We start from the raw sequence: 23,675 nt of genomic DNA, 5'->3' as shown, positions 1-23,675 counted from the left end.
GGCGACCGCCGCGGGCCCGGGGGAGCCGGAGGATCAAGGTGAGCGGAGCACGGCGGATAAGGGGGCGGCACGCGCGGGCCGTCGCGCGCATGCCGGGCGCGGTGAGCGCCGTACGCGCGGCCCTGGCGCCGCGCCGCACGCAGGTCGCCGTGGCCGGGGGCACCGGCCTGTCCGTGGCCCTGACCGGCGCGGTGGTCGCGTTCGTCACACTGGTCCCGGCGGACACGCGGCGACCGGACACCGGACCGAAGGCCGCCGCGGTGAACGTCCTCGGCGACCGGCCCGCCCAGGCGCCGGTCGCGCGGTCGCGCCCCGAGAGCCCGGGGCGGCCTGGCGACCAGGCGGCACTGGCGTTCTACGAGCGGAAGGACCCGGTCCGCGCCGCGCACGTCACCGAGGTGATCTGGACCGGCCCCATGCTGCGCGTCTACACGGACCTGCCCGCCTCCGACGCGAACTCCCGTACGGCCATGGCCCTGTGCGAGATCGCCACGGCGTACGCCGAGGACCAGGGCCATCTTCCGGAGGTGTTCGTGCACGCCGACCGGGCGGCCGGCTATCCCGTCCTGGCCAACAAGATGAACGACCGGGACGACTGCCGCCTCGACCGCGTGCCCTGAGGGGTCGGCAGACGTCAGCCGGACGCCCTCCGTTGAACCGCCGCAGGCCCGGCCGCCGCCGGGCCGTGCGCGTCCTCGCGTGGCCTTGCGGAGTACGCGGTTATTCGGCCGGGGCGAGGGCCAGGGAGACGCTGTTGATGCAGTACCTCTGGTCCGTCGGCGTGGGGTAGCCCTCGCCTTCGAACACGTGGCCGAGGTGCGAGCCGCAGTTCGCGCAGCGCACCTCCGTACGGATCATGCCGAGGCTCCGGTCCTCGATGAGCGTGACCGCGTCGGACTCGGTCGGCTGGTAGAAGCTCGGCCAGCCGCAGTGGGAGTCGAACTTGGTCTCCGAGCGGAACAGCTCGGTGTCGCAGGCCCGGCAGCGGTAGACGCCCACCGTCTTGGTGGAGACGTACTCACCGGTCCACGGGGCCTCGGTGCCGGCCTCGCGAAGGACGTGGTATTCCTCGGGCGAAAGCTGGGCCTTCCATTCCTCGTCGCTCTTGCGTATCGCTGTCACACCGAGAACAACGATCGCCGGCGAGGCGTCATTCCACGGCGGAGACCGACCGGATGTCGGCCCCGGCGGGTACGGTGCGCTTATGGCGTCACCATTCGTGGAGCTCGAGGTCGGCGACCGCGTCGTCAAGGTCACCAACCCGGACAAGGTGTACTTCCCGGCCCGGGGAGAGACCAAGCTGGACCTGGTCAACTACTACCTGTCCGTGGGCGAGGGCGTCCTGCGGGCCCTGCGCGAGCGGCCGACCACGCTGGAGCGCTGGCCCGGCGGGGTCTTCGAGGGCGCCAGGCTGTCCACCCGAGCGGACAACCGCGGTGACGCCTTCTTCCAGAAGCGCATACCCAAGAACGCCCCGGAGTGGATCGAGACGGCGCGCATCGCCTTCCCGAGCGGCCGGTACGCCGATGAGCTGTGCCCGGTGCACCTCGCGGACGTCGCCTGGGCGGCCAACCTCGGCACCGTGACGTTCCACCCCTGGCCCGTACGCCGGGCCGACGTCGACCACCCCGACGAGCTGCGCATCGACCTGGACCCGCAGCCCGGCACCGACTTCGACGACGCGAAGAAGATCGCACTCGGCCCGGTGCGCGACATGCTCGCCGAGCTCGGCTACACCGGCCATCCCAAGACCTCCGGCAGCCGCGGCGTCCACATCTACGTGCGCGTCGAGCCGCGCTGGACCTTCACCGAGGTGCGCCGCTGCGCGCTGGCGTTCGCCCGCGAGGCGGAGCGGCGGATGCCCGACCTGGTCACCGCCAACTGGTGGAAGGAAGAGCGCGGCGAGAAGGTCTTCATCGACTTCAACCAGAACGCCCGCGACCGGACGATCGCCTCGGCCTACAGCGTGCGCCCGAAGCCGCACGCGCCGGTCTCCGCGCCGGTGACCTGGGACGAGCTGCCCGACGTCGACACCGACGACTTCACCATCGCGACCGTGCCGGAGCGCTTCGCCAAGATCGGCGACCCGCACGCCACCATCGACGACGAGGCGTTCTCCCTGGAGCCGTTGCTGGAGTGGGCCGACCGCGACGAGCGTGACCGTGGTCTCGGCGACATGCCCTACCCGCCCAACTACCCGAAGATGGCGGGCGAGCCTAAACGCGTCCAGCCCAGCAAGGCCCGCAAGGACTGATCCGGATCAGCTCAGAAACAGCTCCTGTACGACGTCGAGGGCCAGGCATCTTCCACCATCCAGCGGCGCACCCCCGACGGGACGGCCTACCGGATCGTGAAGGTTCCATACGAGCCGGCGGAGCTGGAAAAGCAGCTTCGCGAGCTCAGCCGGGACATCACGGTTACGCCGACGGCCGGCCCGTTCTTCTGGGGCGCCGGAACCCGGGCAGGGGAGTCTCGCTAGGTACTGCCTTTCCGATCATGACCGGTGCCAGATCGTGACTGGGGCAGCGGTGACGGTGCCGAGGTTCACACCGATGATCCGACGCCGATCTCGCGTCCGCCCGGGCGGCCCCTCGACCACTCGCCAGGGCCCGGGTGGGGTGCGCCGGCTGCGCCGCCGGGCATGGACGGTCGGGCCCTCTGTCAGATCCATACGACAGAGCCAAGCGCGTACCGTGATCCCATGCAGCTTACCGGCGAGATCACCAATGACCGTCCGTTGCTCGTGCTGGCGGTCAAGGAAGAGGCCCAGTATCTCGACACCTCTCTGCCCGTCCTTCTGACCGGCATGGGCAAGATCAACGCCGCGACCGCGCTGGCCACAACGCTCGCCCGCGGCCCACTACCGTCGAGCGTCGTCAACCTCGGCACAGCCGGGGCCCTGCGCCCCGGCTGGACCGGAACCCACCTCATCGGCACGGTCATACAGCATGACCTGGACAGCGACACCCTGCGCAGCCTGACCGGTGAAACCTACGGCGCACCCCTGGTGCTCGAAGACACGGGCCCGACCCTGGCCACCGGAGACTCGTTCATCGCCGACGATGTTGCCCGAGCCCGCCTGGCGGCGCAGGCACCCCTGGTCGACATGGAGGCCTATGCCCTGGCGACCGCCGCGCGTCGAGCCGGTGTACCCGTTCGCATCGTCAAACACGTCAGCGACGAAGCTGGTGAAGGGGCCGCCAAGACCTGGCGGGAAACCGTCGCGGAGTGCGCCCGCGCTCTCGCACAATGGGCCGCCCGCAGTATTCCCGCCTACGCCTGAGCCGCCCGCCGGCCCTCTTGCCTGCGCCCGGTGGCCGTGGGCGCCGCCGAGGCGGTAGGGCTTCGCGACGTGCTGCCAGATGACCAGTACGGGTAGCAGCGCCGACCACACCGCTGAGGCGAGAGCGGCGGCGCCCCGCCTCTCCTTCTGGACCGGTGCGGGCAGGTCGTCGGGGTTCCAGGCGCGGGTGCCCGCCGTCGCGCCGCGGAGGTGCAGGGACCGTTCGACCAGGGCGAACACCAGGGTGACCCAAACGATCACCTGCGGTCCGACGGTCAGCGCCATCTAATGTCGAGCGCGCAGAGACTGGTCCGACGGAGTCGCGGTCGAATGTGAGAGGACCCCGAGCACGATGCGCTCGGGGTCCTCATCGGCCGCTCACGGACTCAGGCGAGGAGCGTGACCGGACCGATCGTCAGGGGATGATCTGCACGGTATCGCCGACCGCGCGTTCGCCGGTCGCGTCGGACGGCCTGTTGACCACGGTGCCGTTGATCGCCATCGCGGTCGAGCCTCCGCCGTCGAGGTTCAGCGCGTTCACCGCGCCGAGGCCGCGCATCAGCCTGGCGGCCTCCTCCAGTGTCGCGCCCTCGCTGACGCCCGGCTGGCGGCCGTCGACGGTGACGAGGATGAGCCGGCCACGGGCGTCCGTGCCCGCGAGGGTCCGGGGCTGGCGCTGTTCCGCCCAGGCGTAGCCGAAGGAGAGGTCCGCCGGGTCCACGACCCCTTCCGTTGCGGCGTCTATGGTCACCTTTCCGCCGCGCAGCAGGATCGGTCCGGCGCTCACGATGCCGGTCCGGCCGGTCAGCGGCACGGTACGGCCGGCGGAGTCACGGACTCGCTCGTCGACGGTCAGGCGCCGTCCCACGACAGCGTGGGCCTTCAGCCACGTCGCGGCCGTTCCGATGCCCTGGAGCACCTCGCCGCCGGTCGGGACCTTACCGCCGACGGTGTCCGCGTCGACCACTCGGCCGCGGCCGTCGAGCACGGCCTGCGCGTCGACGCCGGTGGGAAGGTCCGTGCCATAGTGCGACGTGAATTCCACCAGGTCATCGGCGCTGGTGCAGGTGAAGTCCTGACGCGGCTGCTCGGTCGGTGACACTCCTGGCCGCCCGCAGTCACGGATCTTGCCCGGCACCCGGTTGGTTCCGTTGATCGAGTACGACGACGCGCCGTCGCGGACGGTCGCGCGGGAGGTGAGATTCGCGACCTGGCTGTGGCGACCGCCGTCCTGCAGGATGAGAGCGGCCCGGCCGCCGGAGGACTGGGCGTCGAGCACGCCGCCGTAGACGCCGAGACCCGCCTGCGTTCCCTGGACGCCGTCGGCGTCGGAGGTGATGAAGAAACCGGCGTTGACCGCGAGGACGGAGCCGGCCGCGCGAGCCTGGGCCGAGGTCGTCGACCGTCCGGCGACCGCGTCGCCGTGGTCGGCGACGACGCTGCCGTGGAACACCGTGGGATCCACGATTCCGACATGGACGCTCTCCCGGTCGGGCGCCTGGTCGACGTCGTACCCGGTCCATTCGACCAGCGGGTGCAGACCGGCGGCGGTGACCGCCTCCGCCTGCTTCTTCGCGTCGGCCTGGGTGGGGAGGCCGCCGACGCGTACGCGCGAGCCCTCGATGCCGTGCGGGGTGTCGGTGAAGGCAGGCCAGGGCACCCGGTCGACGTGCGCCTCGATTCCCGCCGCGGCCAGCTGCGAGACGGACTTCGCGGCCCACCGCGCGTCTCCGAGCTCCGCCCAGGCGGCGGCGCCGGTCATCCGATTCACGGCGGGAGCCTGCACGGTGACGGTCCACACCGGGTGCGCCTGCGGTACGGAGATCGACGCGGTACGCACCTCCACGCCCGGAGCCGGTGAAGTGGACGTCCACGTCGCGGTCGCCGATCCCCACGGCAACACGGTGCCGCCCGGTCGCTCGGCCGCCATGGCCGGGCCGCCGACCGCTGCCGTGGACGCGGTGATCAGGGCGATGCCCGCGGACATCCATCTTCGACGCACCATTGAGGACCTCCAACTGGATATAAGTCGATGTTCTGGACACAGAAGATCATCCACGGCGGCCGATGTCAGAGGTGATCAGACAGGTGAACTGACGTTTAAAGCTGTAGTGCCCGGCCCCGGCGGTGCCAGGGACCGGTAGGGCCCGGCCTCGACGGTGCCCTGCCCGGAGGCGCCCGGGCCACGAAGTGTCTATGAAAGCGGGCGGCTTCGGATTATTCGCGGTCGGCGGGCGCGGTGATGCACCAGTGGCCGGTCGGGATGGTCCACAGGATGACGCCGGGCCAGAGGTGGTGGATACGCCAGCCTCTGGTCGCCTTCAACCCGTGATGTCCCCGGCAGAGCATGGCGAGCTTGTGGGGGCAGGTAGGGCCGCCTCGGCGGTAAGGGGTGGTGTGGTCGGCGTCGCAGTGGCGGACGGGGCGTCGGCAGCCGGGGTGGGGTGCATCGGCGGTACCGCTCGTACGTCGTTTTTGGGCTGAGGTGTCCAGCCTTGCCATTCAGGTGCCCAGGATGTCGTCCAGGTCGTAGGCGACCGGCACTTCGAGCTGGTCGTAGCCGCACGACTCGGGCGTACGGTCCGGTCGCCAGCGGCGGAACCGCGCCGTGTGCCGGAACCTCCGGCCCTCCATCTGATCGTAGGCGACCTCGCACACCAGCTCCGGGCGCACCGCGACCCACGACAGGTCTTTCTTGGCGTTCCAGCGGGTGATCGCGCCGGGCATCCGGTCGGCGGTGGCCTCGGTCTGGGCGGCCCACTCGGCCCACGGGTGCCCGTCGAGTTCGGTCATCCGGTACGGGGCCAGCTCGTCCACCAGCTCCGCGCGGCGTTTCATCGGGAAGGACGCCGAGACGCCCACGTGCTGGAGCCGCCCGTTGTCGTACAGACCGAGCAGCAGCGACCCGACGACCGGACCGGACTTGTGCCAGCGGAACCCGGCCACGACGCAGTCGGCGGTGCGCTCGGGCTTGACCTTGAACATCGCCCGCCGGTCCGGCTCGTACGGCCCATCCAGCGGTTTGGCGATCACACCGTCCAGCCCCGCGCCCTCGAACTCGGAGAACCACCGCAGGCCCATGTCGTACTGGTCGGTGGCCGGGGTCACGTGGACCGGCGCCTTGACGTCCGCCAGCACCTCGGTGAGCCGGGCCCGGCGCTCGCCGAAGGGCGTCTCCATGAGTGACTCGTCGCCCAGCGCGAGCAGGTCGAAGGTGACGTAGGACGCCGGGGTCTGCTCGGCGAGCAGCTTGATGCGCGAGGCCGCCGGATGGATGCGCTGCTGGAGCACCTCGAACTCCAGCACCTGTCCCTGCCGCAGGACGATCTCGCCGTCGAGCACGCAGCGTTCGGGCAGCTCGCAGCCGAACCCCTCGATCAGCTCGGGGAAGTAACGGCCGAGCGGCTTGCCGTTGCGGCCACGGATGTCGATCTCGTCGCCGTCGCGGAAGACGACCGCGCGGAACCCGTCCCACTTGGGCTCGTACAGCAGGTCGCCGCGCGGGAGCTCCTTGACGGCCTTGGCGAGCATCGGCGCGACCGGCGGACTCACCGGAAGATCCATGTGCTCATCCCCTTAGGTATCGGAGGAAGACGAAGCCGTCTTCTTCGAGGACATGCCCGAGGCGCAGCGGATCGGCGCCATCGCCGGGCCGTTCAGCACGCGTGCCGCGTCCCCGGCGGTGAGCTGGGGACTCATCGTAAGGCAGAGCTCGTCGAGACGCCCGGCCGCGGCGAGTTCGGCCCCTCTCCTGTACCTATGCTCAGCTCGAGGAGCCGGTCAACTTCGATCTCGCTGAGGTCCTTTCCACCAAGGCGCTGTGAGGCCCACCTCCGAGGCCCGCGGTCATGAGGTCAGGCCGGGTTGGTGGCGAGCACGCAGGCGACGGGCGGGTCGAGGTCGAGGGTCTCGACCCGGGGGTGGGTGAAGCCGGCCCGGGTGAGCAGGTCCTGGAGCTCTTGGGCGGCCCGGACCGTGGTGTCCCGGGTGGCGCCGGGACAGCGGGGCTGACTGACGAGCGCGATGCGTCCCTCGGGGCGGAGCAGGCGGCGCAGCTCGCGAAGCCGCTCCACCGAGTCGGGCCAGAACCCCACGGAGTTGACGGCGAGGACGGCATCGAGCGGATCGCCGAAGCTCGGCAACCGCTCCACGGAGGCGTGCGTGAGGTGCACGCGGTGGGCGCGGATGGCGGCGGCGTTGCGACGGGTGGCGTGCCGGACCATGGCCTGCGAGTGGTCGATGCCGAAGACGTGGCCCCGGGTGGCGCGGCGGGCGAGCGCGGCGATGGCGATGCCGGGGCCGAAGCCGATCTCGAGCACCCGGTCGGTGGGCCGCACGTCCAGCAGCGACACCGCCCAGAGGTTGCGCTGCCGGTTGGAGGGGCGAAGAGCGAACATCCAGCCGTTCGCCCACCCGACGACGCCCCGGGGGCGATGGGCCTGGCCCACCAGATATCTGATCGCGCGTTGCTTGAGAGACGCACCTGCTGTCTGCATGATCGCCAGTCAACGGCTTCAAGTACGCTTGAAGTCAAATGAGCGAGCGGTGCGAGCACGCGCGCCTGGTCTCTTCCCCCGACGAAGGATGGTCCGTGAGCGAGCGGCTGACGATCGGTGAGCTGGCGAGCCGCACCGGTGTCGCCACCTCCGCGCTGCGCTACTGGGAGGAGCTCGGCCTGCTGCCGGCGCCGGAGCGGGTCTCGGGCCAACGGCGTTATCCGCCGTCGGCGGCCGGGCTGGTCGGTGTGGTCCTGGCCCTGCGCAACGTCGGTTTCACGCTGCGGGAGGTCAAGGCGTTCGTCGCGTCTCGTTCGCCGGCCGGCGACGGCTGGCGGGAGCTGTACGAACGCAAGCTCACCGAGCTGGACCAACGGATCGCCCAGGCCCAGGCCGCACGCACCGCCATCGCCCATGGCCTGGCCTGCCCGCACGAGAACATCTCCGAGTGCCCCAACTTCGCCAGGGGAGTCGCGGCGATCCTGGCGGGATCTTCTCTCGAAGAGGCCCACGAAGCGGCTCATTCACGCTGAAGGCCGGGACGGCCGGCTCGGGTGCGCGCATGGTGATCAAGGCGTCACGCATATGTTCGGTCACATTTTGCGACAGGATGGCTGCGTTCAGCTTATCAAATCGCCGTTTTCCAGGAAGACTTGTCCCGGAACGGGAGAGGTCCGGGAGAAGGAGATGCGTTGGAGATCGCCGCTTTAGTCATGTGGGTGCTCACCGCGGTGGCGGGGCTGCGGCTCCTCGTGCGCTGGCTCGCCGAGGGCGGGCTCCGGCGGCAGGGCACCAAGGTCACCCGCTACCCGGCCGTGCTACTCCTCGGCCATCCCACGCTCGCCGTGCTGGCCCTGGCGACCTGGGTGGCGTTCCTGCTGACCCGCAGCTCCGTGTACGCCTGGGGCTCCTTCGGCGGCCTGGTGCTGGTGGCGCTGCTGGGGTTCACCATGTTCACGCGCTGGCTCACCGGTCAGGGCGGCAAGCACGCGCGGGACGGCGAGCAGGTCTTCCCGGTCGTCGCGGTCGTCGCCCACGGGGCGGTGGCGACGCTGACTTTCGTGCTCGTGCTGCTCACCGCCATCACGGTGAGCCGTCACTGAGCCTCCGCAGGAGCAGCAGGCCGCGGTCGATCACCTCGATCTCGTCGCGTGCCTTGAGCGGCTCGTGGCCGATCGCCAGGTCGGTGGCCGTGTCGAGGGCGATCTCCCAGCGCTCGCCGTACCCCTCCTCGGGCAGCCGGAAGACGATGCTTTCGGAATGGGCGTTGAACAGCAGCAGGAAGGAATCGTCGCGCACCCGCTGACCTCGGGTGTCCGGTTCGGTGATGGCGTCGCCGTTGAGGTAGACCGCGACCGCGCGGGCGTACCCGGTGTGCCAGTCCGACTCCGTCATCTCCTCACCGGCCGGCGTCAGCCAGACGAGGTCGCGCTCGCCGTCGAGGCCGGCGCCGTGCGTACGGCCCTCGAAGAAGCGGCGGCGCCGGAACACCGGATGGTCGCCGCGCAGCGCCGAGACCCGCTGGACGAAGTCGACGAGGTCGCGGTCGGTCCGCCACGGCATCCAGGCGAGCTCGTTGTCCTGGCAGTAGACGTTGTTGTTGCCGCGCTGCGTACGGCCGAGCTCGTCGCCGTGGGAGATCATCGGCACGCCCTGCGACAGGAATAGCGTGGCGATGAGGTTGCGCTTCTGGCGCATGCGCAGCGCGCGGATCCCCGGATCGTCGGTCTCGCCCTCGGCGCCGTGGTTCCACGAGCGGTTGTCGTCGGTGCCGTCGCGGTTGTCCTCGCCGTTGGCCTCGTTGTGCTTGTGGTCGTAGGAGACCAGGTCGTGCAGCGTGAAGCCGTCGTGGCAGGTGACGAAGTTGATCGAGGCGAGCGGCCGGCGGCCGTCGTCGGCGTACAGGTCGCTGGAGCCGGTCAGGCGCGAGGCGAACTCCGGCAGCACCGGCTCACCACGCCAGAAGTCGCGGACCGAGTCGCGGTACTTGCCGTTCCACTCGGTCCACAGTGGAGGGAAGTTGCCGACCTGGTAGCCGCCCTCGCCGACGTCCCACGGCTCGGCGATCAGCTTGACCTGGGAGACGACCGGGTCCTGCTGCACCAGGTCGAAGAAGGCGGACAGCCGGTCGACGTCGTGGAACTCCCGTGCCAGCGCCGACGCCAGGTCGAACCGGAAGCCGTCCACGTGCATCTCCAGCACCCAGTAACGCAGCGAGTCCATGATCAGCTGAAGCGCGTGCGGATGCCGGACGTTGAGGCTGTTGCCGCAGCCGGTGTAGTCGAGGTTGTAGCGCCGGTCGCTGTCGCTGAGCCGGTAGTACGCGGCGTTGTCGATGCCCCGGAAGCTGAGCGTCGGCCCCAGGTGGTCGCCCTCGGCGGTGTGGTTGTAGACCACGTCGAGGATCACCTCGATGCCCGCCTCGTGCAGGGTGCGCACCATCGCCTTGAACTCCAGCACCTGCTCGCCGCGCTGGCCGGAGGAGGAGTAGGCGTTGTGCGGGGCGAAGAAGCCGACCGTGTTGTAGCCCCAGTAGTTCGACAGCTCGCGTGCGACCAGCGCGTGCTCGGAGACGAACTGGTGCACCGGCATCAGCTCGAGCGCGGTCACGCCGAGTTCGATCAGGTGGTCGACCATCGCCGGGTGCGCGACGCCCGCGTACGTGCCGCGCTGGCTCTTCGGTATCTCCGGATGCAGCCGGGTGAGGCCCTTGACGTGCGCCTCGTAGATCACCGTCTCGTTGTACGGCGTGCGCGGCGGGCGGTCGTCGCCCCAGTCGAAGAACGGGTTGATCACGACGTTCTTCGGCATGTACGGCGCGCTGTCCGCGGTGTTCAGCTCCGACGGCGCGGCGAAATGGTAGGAGAAGACCGACTCGTGCCATTTCAGGGCGCCGTCGACCGCCTTGCCGTACGGGTCGAGCAGCAGCTTGGCCGGGTTGCACCGGTGGCCGTACTTCGGCTCGTGCGGCCCGTGGACCCGGTAGCCGTACCGCTGACCCGGCCCGACCCCGAGCACGTACCCGTGCCAGACGAAGCCGTCCACCTCGGGCAGCTCCAGCCGCGTCTCCCGCCCGCGCTGGTCGAACAGGCACAGCTCCACCCGCTGTGCGACCTCCGAGAACAGGGCGAAGTTGGTGCCGGTGCCGTCCCAGCTGGCACCCAGGGGGTACGGCGTTCCGGGCCACACCTCGTGCATCGCTCTCCTCGGCGTACGCGGACCAGATCACATGACAGATGGGTCGATTGTTGCCGCACCCGAAGAAATATGCGAACGGCCGGGCCGGGCGCGTGACACGATCGTGACGCCATGTACCCCGTGCTCTTCGTGATGCCGGTGGGACGGCCGGCCGCACCGCTGCCGGGGGCGGTCACTCGTCATCCGTCGCCGGGCCGTCCGCGGCGGGGCGACGCCGGCGCGAGGTGGTCGAGCAGGCGGCGCAGCCCCTCGCCGTAGCGGGCCTCGAACCCCGGAGCGCCGGGCTCGATCCCGAAGAGCCTGCTCACCACGTGCGGGAACACCACCGGGGCCGCGAGCGCGCCGGGCAGGACCAGCCGTACGGTGGCGGGGTCGAGGTCGGCGGCGAGCTCGCCCCGGCGCCGGCGGCGGCGCATGCCGGCCAGGTCATCGGCGCCGTCGGTGAGGGCGGGCGGCCGTTCGTCGGTGCCGGTCAGCCCGCGCCAGGCCAGCAGGCGCATCGGGCGCGGATCGTCGAGGGCGTCGTGCAGGTAGCGGATGAGGTTCTCGGCCAGGGGGAGCCGCGGGTCGGAGAAGGTGTCCTCGCGCCGTAGCCAGGCGCGCTGCACCTCGGCGTAGAGCCCCTCCTTGCCCCCGAAGTGGTAGTTGACCAGGTCCTTGCTGACACCGGCCCGTGCCGCGATATCGCGCACGCGGCCCGCCGATGTCGATGCGCTCAATGAGCCGCCGCGGCTTCGGCCGACGCTCCCGCGACCTCGCAGGTGGCCGCCCGCTCCAGCGGACCTGACGCCTCATCCGCCCAGTGCCGCGCGCAACGCGACCCGGTCGACCTTGCCCACGCCGTTGACGGGGAGGGCATCGACCATGGTGATCTCGGCGGGCACGTAGACGTGTGACAGCCGGGCCCGCACCAGCTCCTGGAGCTCTTCGGCCGCGAGGCCGGCCCGCGGATCGTGCAGCGCGACGAACGCCACCGGCACCTCGCCGAGGTCGGCGTCGGGCCTGCCGACGACGCAGCACTCACGAACCGCGGGATGCGTCGCCAGTTCGCCCTCGATGAGCGCGGGGGAGAGGTTCTCGCCTCCGCGGATGATGACGTCCTTGATACGTCCGGTGATGCTGAGGTAGCCGTCGGAGTCGAAGCGGCCCAGATCACCGGTGCGCAGCCAGCCGTCGACGATCGGGCCGTCCGTCTCCGCGCCGAGATATCCCGTCATCAGCGCCGGTCCGCCGATGCGGATCTCGCCGGACGCCCCCGGAGCGACGGGGCGGTCGGTGCCGGGATGGAAGAGCCGCACACGCTGGTCGCGCAGTACCGTGCCGACCGTGCCCACGCGCCGTGCGCCGGGCGGGTTCATCGTCGACGTGCAGGTCGCCTCGGACAGCCCGTAGGAAACGACCAGGGGTACTCCGAACGCCTCCTCGAAACGCTCGTGCTGCGCCACGGTGATCGGCGCCGAACCGCACCGGAGGAAACGCAGCGACGGGAACGCGTCGCCGGCACGCACGTACGGCAGCATCCGCGAGTACATGGTCGGGACCCCGGTCACATAGGTGGGCGAGTGGCGCCGTAGGTGCCCGATGACCTCCTCGGCCCGGAACCGCTCGGTCAGGACGATGGACGCGCCGGCGAGCAACGGGACGATCAGCTGGTTGTTGACGCCGTTGGTGTGGTGCAGCGGCATCAGGTGCAGGAGCCGGTCGGCCGGGGTCACACCGGTGTGCTCGAGAACCCCCGTCGCGTTCGTCCGGAGGTTCGTGTGGGACAGCACGACGCCTTTCGGGCGACCGGTGCTTCCCGAGGTGAAGAGCACCATCGCGCGATCGCCGCCGGTGATGCCGTCGTCGGCGTAGGAGGAGGACGGCGTGGCGGCGAGTGCGTGGACCGAGATCCCCTCCTCGGCGAGCGCCTCGCGGGACAGACCGGTGTGCCCGTCCAGCAGCAGGTGCCGCACGCCCACGGCCCGCATGCGCTCGGCGATCGCGCGGGCGCCGATGCGGGGTTCGACGAAGCACGGGCACGCCCCGGCCTGCATGGTGCCGAGGAACGCGCCGATCGAGTCGGCTCCCTTGACCGCGGCGATGCCCACGAGCTCGCCTCGCCGGATACCGCGTTCCCGGGTCGCCGCGGCATGGCGGTCGATCAGGCGGCCGAGCTCGGCGTACGTGACATCGCCGGATGAACCGAGGAACGCGGTGCGGCGCGCCTTCGCGTGCCCGTTGATCGCCTCACGCAGCAGATGACTCATCGACATCGTCGTGTCGCTCATGTTCGCCGCCTCACCTCAGCGGAGCCGGACGGCCGCGTCGCGCTCGAACCGGCCGTCGGGGTCCAGCGCGTGGAGCGCGGCGCGCTCGCGGTCGGTCGGCATCGGCGTCGGTCGCGCGTCGGTGGTGACGAGGTCGAAGCCCGTGCGCTCGACGACCTCCTCGACATCGACCTCCGGATGCCACGAGTCCAGCCGCAGCCGGCCCTCGCGCAGGACGAGGACGGCGATCGGCGTGACGACCCCGTACATCCCGCCGGCCGCGGTCACGAAGTCGAGCCGTTCGACCAAGGTCCTCCTGGAGTGCTCGGTACGCCAGGTGCAGGCGCGGCGAGCGGTCGGCAGCATCACCGCGCCGCCTCCCCCGCCCGGCAGCCGGACCTTCGGCCGGTGCCAGTCGCCGATGCAGGAGACGTTCGTCCGGCCGTACCCGTCGATCTGGGCCGCGCCGAGGAAGCACAGGTCCATGCGGCCGCGCGTGCACAGGTCGTAGAAGTCCTCATTGGCGAAGACGGCGGTAGAGCCTTCCGCGAGTACCGGGTCGGAGCTCGACAGCGGTACGTGCGACGGCTCGGGGTCGACGCCCCCCGCCACGTTCAGGTAGACGAAGTCGAAGTCGTAGGCCCGTTTGGCCAGGAGACAGGCGAGCATCGGCAGTGAGGAGTTCACGCCGCTGAACGTCACCTCGTCCGGCCGGACGAACCTCGCCAGGTTCGTGACGAGGTAGGAGAACGGTGACCAGCTCTCAGCCATGGACGACCTCCCTGGTGGGTTCCACCTCGGGTGCCTGCGCGAGGTGTTCGTCGAGTGCGTCGTCGCGGAGGTAGTGGCTGACCGCCGGATAGTCGACGCCGTAGTAGGGCGAACAGGACCCGGGCCACGCACCCTGGGGAACGACGGCGACGGCCTCGACCATGAAATGCGGGATCAGGGTGAGCTCGGGCCTGGCGCGGAACGTCTCGACGGGCGCGACCTTCTCGGCCACCACGAGGACGCGGCGCGCCGCGCGGCTCATGATCCTGTCCCAGTGCGGCGTCCCGAACACGCGGACGTCGCCCTGCGGACTGACCTCGTTGGCGTGTACGACCGCGACATCCGGCACGATCTCGGGGATGACCCAGACCGACCGGCCCGAGCCGTACGGGTCCTCGATCCGCTTCCACCCGTTCAACGCGGGGAGGTCGGAGCCGTGCAGGCCGCCGCAGGGTTGGAACGGAACCCCGAAGGCGGCGGCGCGCAACCCCGCGGTGAGGCTGGCGCAGGCGTGCTCCTCGAGCACGATGGCCCCGGTCTCCACCGCGCGGCGGTACCAGGGCGCCAGCCCGAAGTTGCCCTCCATCGCGACGATTCCGGCACGCGCGCGAGCGACGCAGCCGGCTCGGCACAGCAGGTCGATGTCGTAGCCGGGCGACTGTTTGATGATCTCCAGGCCGGTGCGTCGTTGCCGGACGAGCTCGCGTACCAGCGCGAACGGACCGCGGTGCAAGAAGCTTCCGCCGAGGGTCACCGAAGCGCCGGACGGTATGCGTCCGGCGAGGTCGGCCAGTGAGGTGATCTTTTCGTTGCCTGTCGAGGTCACTGCTGTCCCGCCTCCCCGTATCGGCGAATGCGCTCCCTGAGGCCTGGCTCCGCGGCCGACCGCACCAGGTCGGCCAGGTCGCCGTCCCTGGTGTCCGCGGTGAGGACGCGGCCGAGTTCGGCGCTCGTCCGTGGGGTCATGGTGGCCGCGGCACGCCGGCTCTCCTCGACATATGAGGGCCACGCGTCCGTCTCGCCGATGTCGGTGACGAGACCTGCGCCGTGCGCGGTCCCGGCGTCGACCGTGCGCAGGCCCGCCAGCGTGTGCCGGGCCCAGCCGGGGCCGGTGCGCGTCGCGAGGCGCCGACCGCCCAGCAGGAGCCCGAACGCCAGACCCGGGAAGCGGAAAGTGGTGTCCGGGGCCGCCACCCGGCGTTCGCACGCGACGAACAGATCCGCCCCGGCACCGAAGTTCCGGCCGTGCGCGAGCGCGAGCGTCGCGTAGGGCGCGTGGTGGATGGCCTGGAGCAGCAACTCCACGCGCACGAAGCGGCGAAGGAGATCTCCCTCGGACTGGGTGTCGTAGCCGGTGAGGTCGAAGCCGGCGCTGAGGTTCCTGCCGTTGCCGCGGAGGACGAGCAGCCGCGTCCCGTCGTCGTAGGCCGTGTGCACCTCGGACGCGAGCGCCTCGACGAGCCCGGGCGACAGCGCGTTACGTTTGTCCGGCCGGTTCAGTGTGAGCGTCAGCGTCCCGTCGTGCCGCTCGACCTCGAGCTCAGCCATCGGCTCGCTCCTCGCCCCGCGTGGAGCCTCCCAGCAGCGCGGCGTTGTCCGCGCCCAGCGCGGGCGGCCGACGGTAGATCGGGAACCGCTCGTCGCCGAACCGCAGGGGCGACCCGAACGTCCGGGTCCGCGAACCCGAGGGAAGCTCGATCTCCTCCACCCAGCCCATGTGCTCCACCTGGGGATCGGCCAGCGCCTGCGAGTAGCTGTTGATCGGCGCGCAGGGGACTCCCGCGTCGCGGAAGAGCTTCAGCAGGTCATCGCGCCTGCGGCCGGCGAACTCACGTTCGAGGATCGCGCGGAGCCGCGCCTGGTGCTGCGCACGTAGCGCCGTCGTCGCGAAGCGAGGGTCCTCGACGAGCTCCGGGCGTTCGATGGCGACGCAGGCCGCCCGCCACAGCGAGTCGTTGCCGGCGGCCATCGCGAAGTGACCGTCGCCGGCTCGGAACGCCTCGTACGGCGCGTTGCGCGGGTGCGCGGACCCCAGCTTCACCGGGTCCTCGCGCCGGCCGAAGTACTCGCTGGTCTGCAACGCCGCGATCGCGAGCGACGCGCCCAGCATGGACGTGTCGATGTGGGTTCCCCGGCCGGTCTCGCGCACCTGGAGGAGCGCGGTCGCGACGGCGAACGCCGCGTACAGTCCCGTGCTGAAGTCGGCGATCGGGACGCCGCACTTCACGGGTGCTCCGTCCGGCTCTCCGGTGACGCTCATGATGCCGCTGATGGCCTGGATCGTGAGGTCGAAACCGGCCTCGCCCGCACGCGGGCCCTCCTGGCCGAAAGCCGAGATGGAGCAGTACACGAGAGACGGTTTCCGCTCGCGGAACGCCTCGTAGTCGAGTCCGAGCCTGGCCATCACGCCCGGCCGGTTGTTCTCGACGACGACGTCGGAGCCGAGCACGAGCGAACGGGCGCTCTCCGCGTCCGCCGGGTCTTTGAGGTCCAGAGCGACGGAGCGTTTGTTGCGGTTGAGTGATGCGAAGTTCTCGCTGAAACCGTCCGTCAGGGGCGGCCAGTGCCGCAGGCCGTCACCCCCGCGGGGGTTCTCCACCTTGATGACGTCGGCGCCCATGTCGGCCAGCAACATGCCGCAGAAGGGGCCCGCGGCGACGTTGCAGAACTCGATGACTCGGACCCCGGCCAGTGGTCGCGGCACCAGATCAACCTCCTTTGTTCGGTTTCTTCGCGCCGCCCGCGTACTCGCGTACGACCTGGTCATAGCGCGTGCAGCCGAGTCGTTCGGAAAGGCTTCGCGCGGCATCGACCACGACGGGGGCGTATCTGCGCAACGCCGTGACGCGCAGCCGCTCGGCCGGACCCGAGATGCCGATCGCCGCCGTCGGCCGGCCGGCCGCGTCGAGGACGATCGCGGCCAGCCCGCAGACCGACTCACGCCACTCGCCACGGTTGATCGCGTATCCCTGCCGTCGTACGGAGGCGAACTCGCCGAGCAGCTCGTCGCGCCCGGTGATCGTCCTGCCGGTATGGCGCGGAAGCCGGTCCGGCAGCCCCGTCGGCCCCCCGCCGTCCTGGTAGGCGAGCAGCGCCTTTCCGGTCGCGACGCAGTGGGCCGGCGCCCTGCCGCCGATGGCCGAGTACGCGCGGACCGGCTGCTGGCTTTCGATCTTGTGCACGTAGATGACCTCGAGGCCGTCGAGCATCGCCAGGTGGACGGTCTCGTTCGTCTCACTCGCGAGCGCGTGCATGTAGGAATCGGCGGCGCTCGGTACGTCGAGCCGTGACATGACGGAACTGGCGAGCTCGAAGAGCTTGAGGGTGCATTCGTACGTGCCCGTGCCCTCCGAGGGACGTACGTAACCCGCGGCGACGAGCGTCTGCAGCGTGCGGTGAACGTTGCTCTTCGTGAGCTGGAGCTCGCCGGCGAGGTCGGAGATGCCTCTGGGCCCCGGGCTCTTCGCCAGAACCTCCAGCATCGTCAGCCCCTTGATGAGTGTTGAGTCCATCGTTCTAATATAAAGAACGTCGTTCTATTAAACAATACGGCCACCATGGAATGCCGGTCAACCCGTTGACACTCCGCGAGGGCTCTGCTCTCATGTTCTAAATCACAATACGGCGTTCTAAATAATAGAACGCAGCCGGGCCCCTGGAGATGCGATGGCAACCGCAGCGCGCAGTCCGTCCCGAGCCGGATCCGTCTTCCGTGCGGTCGGCGGCAACTTCCTCGAAATGTTCGACTTCTCCGTTTACGGGTTCTATGCCGCGGCGATCGCCGACGCGATCTTCCCGAGCGACAACGCCTACCTCTCGCTGATGTTGTCGCTGCTGACGTTCGGCATCGGTTTTCTCATGCGTCCGCTCGGAGCGATCGTCCTCGGCGCCTACATCGACCGTCACGGCCGTCGCGCGGGGCTGCTTCTCAGCCTGGGGCTGATGTCCGTCGGCGTGCTGCTCATCGCTCTGACGCCCGGCTACGCGACGATCGGCGTGGCCGCACCGGTCCTCGTGCTGGTCGGACGCCTGCTCCAGGGGTTCTCGGCGGGCGCCGAATCGGGCGGCGTCTCGGTCTACCTGGCCGAGATCTCGACGCCCGGCCGACGCGGCTTCTACGTCAGCTGGCAGTCGGCGAGCCAGCAGGTGTCGGTCGCGTTCGCGGCCGTCATCGGCATCACGCTGCGCTTCACGCTCAGCCCGGGCCAGATGCACGCCTGGGGATGGCGGGTGCCGTTCCTCATCGGTTCCCTGATCGTGCCGTTCCTCTTCTGGATCCGCGTGACGCTCCAGGAGACCGAGGACTTCGCGTCCCGCACGAAGCGGCGACGGCCCACGCTGCCCGAGATCTACGGCACGTTGCTGAGGAACTGGCGGACGGTCCTGGCGGCGATCCTGCTCGTGACCCTGACGAGTGTCATGTTCTACCTGATCACCGCGTACACGCCCACCTATGCCGAGCGGGAGCTCGGGCTGTCACCGACCGAAAGCTTCGTCGTGACGCTGTGCGTCGGTGTGTCGAACTTCGTCTGGATCCCGGTCATGGGAGCGGTGTCCGACCGGATCGGCCGGATGCGGGTGCTGACGGTGTTCGCGGCGCTGGTGGCCGTCACCGCGTACCCGCTCATGGCATGGCTGGTCGCCGGGCCGTCGTTCCCGCGGGCGCTCACCGTGCTGCTGCTGATGTCGTTCCTGTACGGCGGCTACCAAGGCGTCATGGTCGTGACGCTGACCGAGATCATGCCGGTTACGGTGCGAGCGGCCGGCTTCGCGCTCGCCTACAGCCTCGCCCAGGCGATCTTCGGCGGATTCACGCCCGCCGTCGCGACATGGCTCATCAAGACCACCGGCGACAAGGCCATACCGGGCGCCTGGCTCGCGGTGTCGGCCGTGGTGGCGCTGCTCGGCACCCTCCTCGTCCGGCACGGCCGCCTGCTCGTCCGCGCGGATGACGGCTTCCGCTCCGGCGCGGACGTCGCCGGCGAACCGGCCGGGTCGCCCGCCTCCCAGGGGTGAGCCGGCCGAGTCGCCGGCGGGCCGCCGGCTCACCCTCTAGGACTTCCAGGCGGGCATCACGTCGAACGGGGTGGCGATCTTGCTCGGGTCGCGTTCGGCGAGGTCTCCGTGAACCTCGTCGACGAGGGCGGCGTCGATGCGGTCCAGGACGTCCTGGTCGAGCGTTCGGCCGGCGGCCGCGGCGTTCTCGCGGAGCTGGGCGGGGCGGGACGCTCCGATGACGGCGGCGGACACCCCCGGGTTCTGCAGCACCCAGGCGATGGCGAGCTGGGACAGGCTGAGGCCCAGCTCGTCGGCGATCGGACGCAGGCGCTGCACCGCGGCCAGCACCGGGTCGCCGAGATAGCGGCCGACGAAGCGTGAGCCGCGGGACTGCGTGGCCCGGCTCTCGGCCGGTGGCCGCCCGCCGGACCGGTACTTACCGGTGAGCACGCCCTGCGCCACAGGAGAGAACACGATCTGGCCGATGCCGAGGCGGGTGCAGGTCGGCACGACCTCTTTCTCGATGACCCGCCACAGCAGGGAGTACTGCGGCTGGTTGGAGATCAGCGGCACCTTCAGCTCGGCCGCGTAGACGGCGGCCGCCTCGATCTGGGCGGGACTCCACTCGGACACCCCGAGGTAGAGGACCTTGCCCTGCCGGACCAGGTCCGCGAAGGCCGTCATGGTCTCTTCGAGGGGAGTGTTCTCGTCGTACCGGTGGGCCTGGTAGAGGTCGATGTAGTCGGTGCCGAGGTTGCGCAGGGAGGCGTTGCAGCTCTCGACGATGTGCTTGCGGGACAGTCCCCTGTCGTTGGGGCCGGGGCCGGTGGGCAGGCACACCTTGGTGAGGATCTCCACCGATGCCCGGCGTACGCCGGACAGGGCCGCGCCGAGCAGCCTCTCGGCGGAGCCGTACTCGGGGCTGCCGTAGACGTCGGCGGTGTCGAACGTCGTGATGCCCTCGTCCAGTGCCGCGGCCACGCACTCGCGTGCGAGGTCGGCGGCGTCGGGAGTGTGGGTGAGCCAGGTGCCGTAGGCGATCGCGCTGATGGTCAGGCCGCCGGTGCCGAGCCTGCGATATTCCATGCGCGGCACGCTAGCATAGACATCCAATGAGTGGATGTCTTGGAGTGTCATGCGCGCGGTGACCCGTACGTCATTGGTGGACCAGGCGATCGGCCGGCTGCGGGAGGCGATCGTCTCCGGCGAGTGGCCGGTGGGCGAACGCATCCCGTCCGAGCCGGAGCTGATCGACACGCTCGGCGTGGCCCGCAACACGATGCGCGAGGCGGTGCGCGCGCTCGCCCACAGCGGCATGCTCGAAGTGCGGCATGGCGACGGCACCTACGTGCGCGCCCGGAGCGAGACCGAAGGCGTGCTGCGACGGCGGCTCCGGCTGGCCGACCTGCTGGAGGTGGTGACCGTACGCCGGGGCCTCGAGGTGGAGGCGGCGCGGCAGGCCGCCGAACGGCACACCCCGGACGACCTGGCGCGGCTGACCACGCTGTCGCGCAGCCCCGACCGAGGAAGCCTCGATCACCGGGTCACCCGCGCGGTCGACTTCCACAACGCCCTCGTGGACGCCTCGCACAACCGGCTGCTCATCGAGCTGTACCAGGCGATCATCGGCGCGGTCGCGCTCGGCATCCGCCAGGCCACCGCCGATCCGGAGCTGTCGGACGTGGGCACCCGGGAGCACGAGGAGCTCCTCGCCGCGATCGCCGACCGCGACGCCGACCGGGCCGCGCAGGCCGCCGCCCGCCACCTGGATCCTTTGGTCGCCCAGGTGCGGGCCCGCCTGTAACGCGCCGGCCGTCAGGTGGCCTTCTGGGGGGTCGCCACGGGATCTCGGCCGAACTCCACGCTGTGAGCCTCCTTGCCGAAGGCGGTCAGCAGGACGACGGCCAGGAGCGTCGGCGCCACCACCACCGCGAACGCGAACGAATAGCTGTGGGAGTCGGCGAGGTGCTCCTGGAGCGGCAGGTTGAGCGCGGCGAGGAGGTTGCCGAGCTGGTACGTCACGCCCGGGTAGAAGCCGCGGATGGCGTCCGGCGACATCTCCGTCAGGTGCGCCGGGATCACGCCCCACGCGCCCTGCACGAAGAACTGCATCAGGAACGAGCTGATCAGCAGGAACGCCGTCGTCTTGGAGTAGGCGAACAGCGGCAGTGCGACCAGGGCCAGGATGGCGGACCCGACGATCGCGCGTCGCCGGCCGAAGCGCTGGGAGAGCGCGCCGACCAGCATGCCGCCGATGATGGCCCCGACGTTGTAGACCACGGCGACCCCGACCGCGTAGTGCGGGGAGTGATCGAGCCCCTTCTTCAGGAAGGTCGGGTAGACGTCCTGCGTGCCGTGGCTCATGAAGTTGAACGCCGTCATGAGCAGCACGAGGTAGACGAACCGGATCAGCACCTTGCGGTCGAAGAACACCCGGCGCAGCGGCGTGCGGGTGACCTGGAGGCGTTCGTTGGTGCGTTCCCAGGCCTCCGACTCGCCCACCCGGTAGCGGATGTAGAGCGCGATCAGTCCCGGTATGGCGCCGAACATGAACAGGCCCCGCCAGCCGAACAGCGGCGTGATCACGAAGTACGCGACGGCGGCGACCAGGTAGCCGAGGGAGTAGCCGACCTGGAGCAGCCCGGAGAAGAAGCCGCGCTTGGCGACCGGGATCTTCTCCATGGCCAGGGACGCGCCGAGCCCCCACTCGCCGCCCATGCCCAGGCCGTACAGGAAGCGCAGCACCAGCAGCATGGTGAGCGAGGTCGAGAACCCGGAGATGAACTCGACGGCGGAGTAGAACAGCACGTCGACCATGAGCGGCAAGCGCCGGCCGGCCTTGTCCGCCCAGACGCCGAACAGGTACGCGCCCACCGGCCGGGCGATCAGGGTCAGCGTCGTGGCGACGGTGACCTTCTCGGGGGAGGTGTCGAAGTCCTTCGCGACCTCGGTGATGACGAAGATGAGCAGGAAGTAGTCGAAGGCGTCCATCGTCCAGCCCAGCAGGGCGGCGAGGAATGCGTTCCGTTGGTCGCGGTCGAGGCCGGAGGCCTGGTCGCGGATGTCACTGAGCAGGGGGAGGCTCATGTCGATCCTTCGTCCGATCCGTCGCTCCCAGTGATCCACCAGATTAGACCGGCAGTCAAGATCTTCCTATCGGCGCGGTTCGGGCGTTGGTCAGTGACGTACGCGCCGCGCCCGACCCGGCTCGCCCCGGACGAACACCCCGACGCCGTTGGCGACGGCCCGTTCCGCGCCGGCGGACGGGGAGTTCCGTACGGACACGGCGGGCTCGCCGGGCGTCCGGAGCACGAGGGTGGACGAGCCTCCTCCGTCGAGGTCCATCGCGTCTTGCGCGCCCGCGCGCCGGAGCAGCCGGGCCAGGTCCGCGAGCGTCGCCCCACGGCCGGCGGGGGAGCGGCCGTCCACGACGACGAGGTACAGGTGCCGGCCGTTCGCGCTCACGCCGGCGGCCGTACGGGCGGCGCGAGTGACGGCGTCCAGGCCCGGCAGCGGTGCGCCGCCGCGCAGGATCGCGAAGCCGCCCACCGCGAACCGCAGGCGCGCCGGCCCGGTCAGGCCGTACGCGACGCTCACGTGGTCGCCCGGCCGCAGGCGCCGCAGCACGTCCGCCCCGGCCTCCCGTCCGGCCAGCACGGTCGTGCCCGGCGGGATCGTCCCTCCGCCGACCGCGGTGGCGGTCCGCGTCACCACTCCTCGCCGCACGGTCACCTCGGCGGTGTCGGTGCTGCAGGCGGCACGGCGTACGGTGTCGGTGCCGCAGACCGCGCGCCGCCGCGACGCCGAGCCCCAGTGGCTCGTGAACAGGCCGACGCCGCCGACCGGCAGGGCGTACTGGTTGAGACCGCGCAGCGGGATGCTCAGCCGCCCGTCGCGAGCGCGCCGTGCGGCGTGCCGCCGCCTCGGGCGCCGTGCGCGCAGTGCCGAATCGTCGGCCTCGTCCGCGTCGTCGTCCAGGTCGTCATCCAGATCGTCCTCGGGAGGTTCGGGCCCTTTCGGAGGCCCGGCCACCGGAGGCGCCGCCGGGGGCGCGAGCGGTCCCCGTACGGTGACGGTGCCGTCCAGGCGCAGCGTCGTCATCCGCCCGACGCGGTCGGCGCCGACGCCGATGACCTCCTCGGTCGTCGCGCCGAACGGGCGGCGCGGCCCGAACCGCTGCCCCTCGGGCACGGCCGCCTTCAGCGCCCGCCCGTCCGCCATCTCCGGGCCGACGGCCGCCCCGGTCGCCGGCACCCCGCGATGCCGCTCTCTGATGTTGAAGAAGTCCCCGTTGACCCCGGCCACCGCGTGCTGCGCGTCGGCCATCCGCGAAACGGGCCTCCGCGCCGCGACGACCGGTGGGTGCAGCAGCCCGACGGTGACCCGTGGCTCGCGCAGGTCGACGTCGAGCAGGTGCCCGCGGATCGGACCCTTCGCCCCGGCGGCCGTGAAGGCGCGGAACACCACGCCCGGCCACACCCGCGAGGTCGCGGTGAAGTGCAGCGGGCGCGTCGCGGCCGACGCGGCCGGCGACGCGGCGCCCGCAGCGACCGTCACGAGCAGCAGGGACAGCGTCCGTCTCGGCACCGGCCAACGCCTTTCACTCGGAGTTCACGCAGCTCACTCGGCTTTCCATCGGCGCCGGTCATCCTTCAGGGATCAGCGCCGTGGATCCAGCCG

Annotated in this window: 22 protein-coding genes; 7 read left to right on the top strand and 15 right to left on the bottom strand. The window is 70.6% G+C overall.

Features of this window, described 5'->3' with window-relative positions; all coding sequences use genetic code 11:
- Window positions 1-38: 38 nt before the first annotated feature.
- Window positions 39-620, top strand: a complete 582-nt coding sequence (locus tag ABEA10_RS41230; RefSeq protein ID WP_345473547.1) for a hypothetical protein — start codon at window positions 39-41, stop codon at window positions 618-620.
- 100 nt (window positions 621-720) lie between these two features.
- Here the strand turns inward: ABEA10_RS41230 and msrB are convergent, their stop codons facing one another.
- The gene (gene msrB / locus ABEA10_RS41225; protein WP_345473545.1) at window positions 721-1,122 is read right to left on the bottom strand and encodes a peptide-methionine (R)-S-oxide reductase MsrB; all 402 of its coding nucleotides are present in this window, start codon (window positions 1,120-1,122) and stop codon (window positions 721-723) included.
- A gap of 82 nt (window positions 1,123-1,204) precedes the next feature.
- Between msrB and ABEA10_RS41220 the strand changes: the two genes are divergently transcribed.
- Both ABEA10_RS41220 and ABEA10_RS41215 read left to right on the top strand, forming a co-directional pair.
- Window positions 1,205-2,254: a DNA polymerase domain-containing protein gene (locus ABEA10_RS41220; protein WP_345473543.1), complete on the top strand. Its 1,050-nt coding sequence runs from the start codon at window positions 1,205-1,207 to the stop codon at window positions 2,252-2,254.
- A gap of 447 nt (window positions 2,255-2,701) precedes the next feature.
- Window positions 2,702-3,283 (top strand): nucleosidase, encoded by a 582-nt coding sequence (locus ABEA10_RS41215; RefSeq protein ID WP_345473541.1) that lies wholly within the window; start codon window positions 2,702-2,704, stop codon window positions 3,281-3,283.
- Window positions 3,284-3,698: 415 nt separating this feature from the next.
- On the opposite strand, the gene ABEA10_RS41210 is transcribed toward ABEA10_RS41215, so the two are convergent.
- From ABEA10_RS41210 to ABEA10_RS41200, 3 genes are all read right to left on the bottom strand, one after another.
- Complete coding sequence (locus tag ABEA10_RS41210) at window positions 3,699-5,288, bottom strand: phosphodiester glycosidase family protein (RefSeq protein ID WP_345473539.1); 1,590 nt, start codon at window positions 5,286-5,288, stop codon at window positions 3,699-3,701.
- Window positions 5,289-5,785: 497 nt separating this feature from the next.
- The gene (locus ABEA10_RS41205) at window positions 5,786-6,847 is read right to left on the bottom strand and encodes an ATP-dependent DNA ligase (RefSeq protein ID WP_345473538.1); all 1,062 of its coding nucleotides are present in this window, start codon (window positions 6,845-6,847) and stop codon (window positions 5,786-5,788) included.
- A 290-nt stretch (window positions 6,848-7,137) separates the two neighbouring features.
- On the bottom strand, window positions 7,138-7,779 hold the full coding sequence (locus ABEA10_RS41200) for a class I SAM-dependent methyltransferase (RefSeq protein WP_345473537.1): 642 nt from the start codon (window positions 7,777-7,779) through the stop codon (window positions 7,138-7,140).
- 95 nt (window positions 7,780-7,874) lie between these two features.
- On the opposite strand from ABEA10_RS41200, the gene ABEA10_RS41195 reads away from it, so the two are divergent.
- Together ABEA10_RS41195 and ABEA10_RS41190 are read left to right on the top strand one after the other, a co-directional pair.
- On the top strand, window positions 7,875-8,312 hold the full coding sequence (locus ABEA10_RS41195) for a MerR family transcriptional regulator (RefSeq protein ID WP_345473535.1): 438 nt from the start codon (window positions 7,875-7,877) through the stop codon (window positions 8,310-8,312).
- A gap of 159 nt (window positions 8,313-8,471) precedes the next feature.
- Entirely contained in the window at window positions 8,472-8,882 is a 411-nt protein-coding gene (locus tag ABEA10_RS41190) for a hypothetical protein (protein WP_345473533.1), read from the top strand.
- On the opposite strand, the gene glgX is transcribed toward ABEA10_RS41190, so the two are convergent.
- The 8 genes from glgX to ABEA10_RS41150 form a co-directional block, all read right to left on the bottom strand.
- On the bottom strand, window positions 8,863-10,977 hold the full coding sequence (gene glgX / locus ABEA10_RS41185) for a glycogen debranching protein GlgX (protein ID WP_345473531.1): 2,115 nt from the start codon (window positions 10,975-10,977) through the stop codon (window positions 8,863-8,865). The two genes, ABEA10_RS41190 and glgX, sit on opposite strands and share 20 nt — an antisense overlap.
- A gap of 179 nt (window positions 10,978-11,156) precedes the next feature.
- The gene (locus ABEA10_RS41180) at window positions 11,157-11,669 is read right to left on the bottom strand and encodes a TetR/AcrR family transcriptional regulator (RefSeq protein ID WP_345473529.1); all 513 of its coding nucleotides are present in this window, start codon (window positions 11,667-11,669) and stop codon (window positions 11,157-11,159) included.
- 99 nt (window positions 11,670-11,768) lie between these two features.
- On the bottom strand, window positions 11,769-13,247 hold the full coding sequence (locus tag ABEA10_RS41175) for a class I adenylate-forming enzyme family protein (RefSeq protein ID WP_345473527.1): 1,479 nt from the start codon (window positions 13,245-13,247) through the stop codon (window positions 11,769-11,771).
- Between the two features lie 15 nt (window positions 13,248-13,262).
- Window positions 13,263-13,997 (bottom strand): CoA-transferase subunit beta, encoded by a 735-nt coding sequence (locus ABEA10_RS41170; RefSeq protein ID WP_345473525.1) that lies wholly within the window; start codon window positions 13,995-13,997, stop codon window positions 13,263-13,265.
- Window positions 13,990-14,823, bottom strand: coding sequence for a CoA transferase subunit A (locus ABEA10_RS41165; protein WP_345473523.1), 834 nt, complete (start codon window positions 14,821-14,823; stop codon window positions 13,990-13,992). Before ABEA10_RS41165 ends, ABEA10_RS41170 begins: the two co-directional genes overlap by 8 nt.
- Window positions 14,820-15,545 carry an enoyl-CoA hydratase/isomerase family protein gene (locus ABEA10_RS41160; RefSeq protein ID WP_345473521.1) on the bottom strand — a complete coding sequence of 242 codons (726 nt, stop codon included), beginning with the start codon at window positions 15,543-15,545 and terminating at the stop codon, window positions 14,820-14,822. The genes ABEA10_RS41165 and ABEA10_RS41160 overlap by 4 nt, the downstream gene beginning before the upstream one ends.
- The gene (locus tag ABEA10_RS41155) at window positions 15,538-16,701 is read right to left on the bottom strand and encodes a CaiB/BaiF CoA transferase family protein (protein WP_345473519.1); all 1,164 of its coding nucleotides are present in this window, start codon (window positions 16,699-16,701) and stop codon (window positions 15,538-15,540) included. Before ABEA10_RS41155 ends, ABEA10_RS41160 begins: the two co-directional genes overlap by 8 nt.
- 4 nt (window positions 16,702-16,705) lie before the next feature.
- Window positions 16,706-17,509: an IclR family transcriptional regulator gene (locus ABEA10_RS41150; RefSeq protein WP_345473517.1), complete on the bottom strand. Its 804-nt coding sequence runs from the start codon at window positions 17,507-17,509 to the stop codon at window positions 16,706-16,708.
- A gap of 154 nt (window positions 17,510-17,663) precedes the next feature.
- Here ABEA10_RS41150 and tcuC point away from each other — a divergent pair, with 154 nt between their 5' ends.
- Window positions 17,664-19,013, top strand: a complete 1,350-nt coding sequence (tcuC, locus tag ABEA10_RS41145; RefSeq protein WP_345473515.1) for an MFS transporter — start codon at window positions 17,664-17,666, stop codon at window positions 19,011-19,013.
- A 36-nt stretch (window positions 19,014-19,049) separates the two neighbouring features.
- Here tcuC and ABEA10_RS41140 read toward each other — a convergent pair whose 3' ends face one another.
- Window positions 19,050-20,081 (bottom strand): aldo/keto reductase family protein, encoded by a 1,032-nt coding sequence (locus ABEA10_RS41140; RefSeq protein WP_345473514.1) that lies wholly within the window; start codon window positions 20,079-20,081, stop codon window positions 19,050-19,052.
- Window positions 20,082-20,115: 34 nt separating this feature from the next.
- On the opposite strand from ABEA10_RS41140, the gene ABEA10_RS41135 reads away from it, so the two are divergent.
- Window positions 20,116-20,799 (top strand): FadR/GntR family transcriptional regulator, encoded by a 684-nt coding sequence (locus ABEA10_RS41135; protein WP_329239827.1) that lies wholly within the window; start codon window positions 20,116-20,118, stop codon window positions 20,797-20,799.
- A gap of 11 nt (window positions 20,800-20,810) precedes the next feature.
- Here ABEA10_RS41135 and ABEA10_RS41130 read toward each other — a convergent pair whose 3' ends face one another.
- Both ABEA10_RS41130 and ABEA10_RS41125 read right to left on the bottom strand, forming a co-directional pair.
- A complete protein-coding gene (locus tag ABEA10_RS41130) occupies window positions 20,811-22,082 on the bottom strand; it encodes an MFS transporter (protein WP_345473510.1) in 1,272 nt (423 codons plus the stop codon).
- Between the two features lie 90 nt (window positions 22,083-22,172).
- Window positions 22,173-23,582, bottom strand: coding sequence for a phosphodiester glycosidase family protein (locus ABEA10_RS41125; protein WP_345473509.1), 1,410 nt, complete (start codon window positions 23,580-23,582; stop codon window positions 22,173-22,175).
- Window positions 23,583-23,675 lie beyond the last annotated feature (93 nt).

The sequence above is a fragment of the Actinoallomurus oryzae genome, from assembly GCF_039541955.1.
GTDB classification, from domain to species: domain Bacteria; phylum Actinomycetota; class Actinomycetes; order Streptosporangiales; family Streptosporangiaceae; genus Actinoallomurus; species Actinoallomurus oryzae.
The sequence above is the reverse complement of the archived record's forward strand: the minus strand, read 5'-3'. Positions and strand labels throughout refer to the sequence as shown.

What these genes read in the sequence shown, in the direction of transcription:
- ABEA10_RS41210 (WP_345473539.1), bottom strand. Translation starts at nt 5,288, where the DNA reads ATGGTGCGTCGAAGATGGATGTCCGCGGGCATCGCCCTGATCACCGCG.
- ABEA10_RS41135 (WP_329239827.1), top strand. Translation starts at nt 20,116, where the DNA reads ATGTCTTGGAGTGTCATGCGCGCGGTGACCCGTACGTCATTGGTGGAC.
- tcuC (WP_345473515.1), top strand. Translation starts at nt 17,664, where the DNA reads ATGGCAACCGCAGCGCGCAGTCCGTCCCGAGCCGGATCCGTCTTCCGT.
- ABEA10_RS41220 (WP_345473543.1), top strand. Translation starts at nt 1,205, where the DNA reads ATGGCGTCACCATTCGTGGAGCTCGAGGTCGGCGACCGCGTCGTCAAG.
- ABEA10_RS41200 (WP_345473537.1), bottom strand. Translation starts at nt 7,779, where the DNA reads ATGCAGACAGCAGGTGCGTCTCTCAAGCAACGCGCGATCAGATATCTG.
- ABEA10_RS41175 (WP_345473527.1), bottom strand. Translation starts at nt 13,247, where the DNA reads ATGAGCGACACGACGATGTCGATGAGTCATCTGCTGCGTGAGGCGATC.
- ABEA10_RS41215 (WP_345473541.1), top strand. Translation starts at nt 2,702, where the DNA reads ATGCAGCTTACCGGCGAGATCACCAATGACCGTCCGTTGCTCGTGCTG.
- glgX (WP_345473531.1), bottom strand. Translation starts at nt 10,977, where the DNA reads ATGCACGAGGTGTGGCCCGGAACGCCGTACCCCCTGGGTGCCAGCTGG.
- ABEA10_RS41160 (WP_345473521.1), bottom strand. Translation starts at nt 15,545, where the DNA reads ATGGCTGAGCTCGAGGTCGAGCGGCACGACGGGACGCTGACGCTCACA.
- ABEA10_RS41130 (WP_345473510.1), bottom strand. Translation starts at nt 22,082, where the DNA reads ATGAGCCTCCCCCTGCTCAGTGACATCCGCGACCAGGCCTCCGGCCTC.
- ABEA10_RS41205 (WP_345473538.1), bottom strand. Translation starts at nt 6,847, where the DNA reads ATGGATCTTCCGGTGAGTCCGCCGGTCGCGCCGATGCTCGCCAAGGCC.
- ABEA10_RS41140 (WP_345473514.1), bottom strand. Translation starts at nt 20,081, where the DNA reads ATGGAATATCGCAGGCTCGGCACCGGCGGCCTGACCATCAGCGCGATC.
- ABEA10_RS41170 (WP_345473525.1), bottom strand. Translation starts at nt 13,997, where the DNA reads ATGGCTGAGAGCTGGTCACCGTTCTCCTACCTCGTCACGAACCTGGCG.
- ABEA10_RS41150 (WP_345473517.1), bottom strand. Translation starts at nt 17,509, where the DNA reads ATGGACTCAACACTCATCAAGGGGCTGACGATGCTGGAGGTTCTGGCG.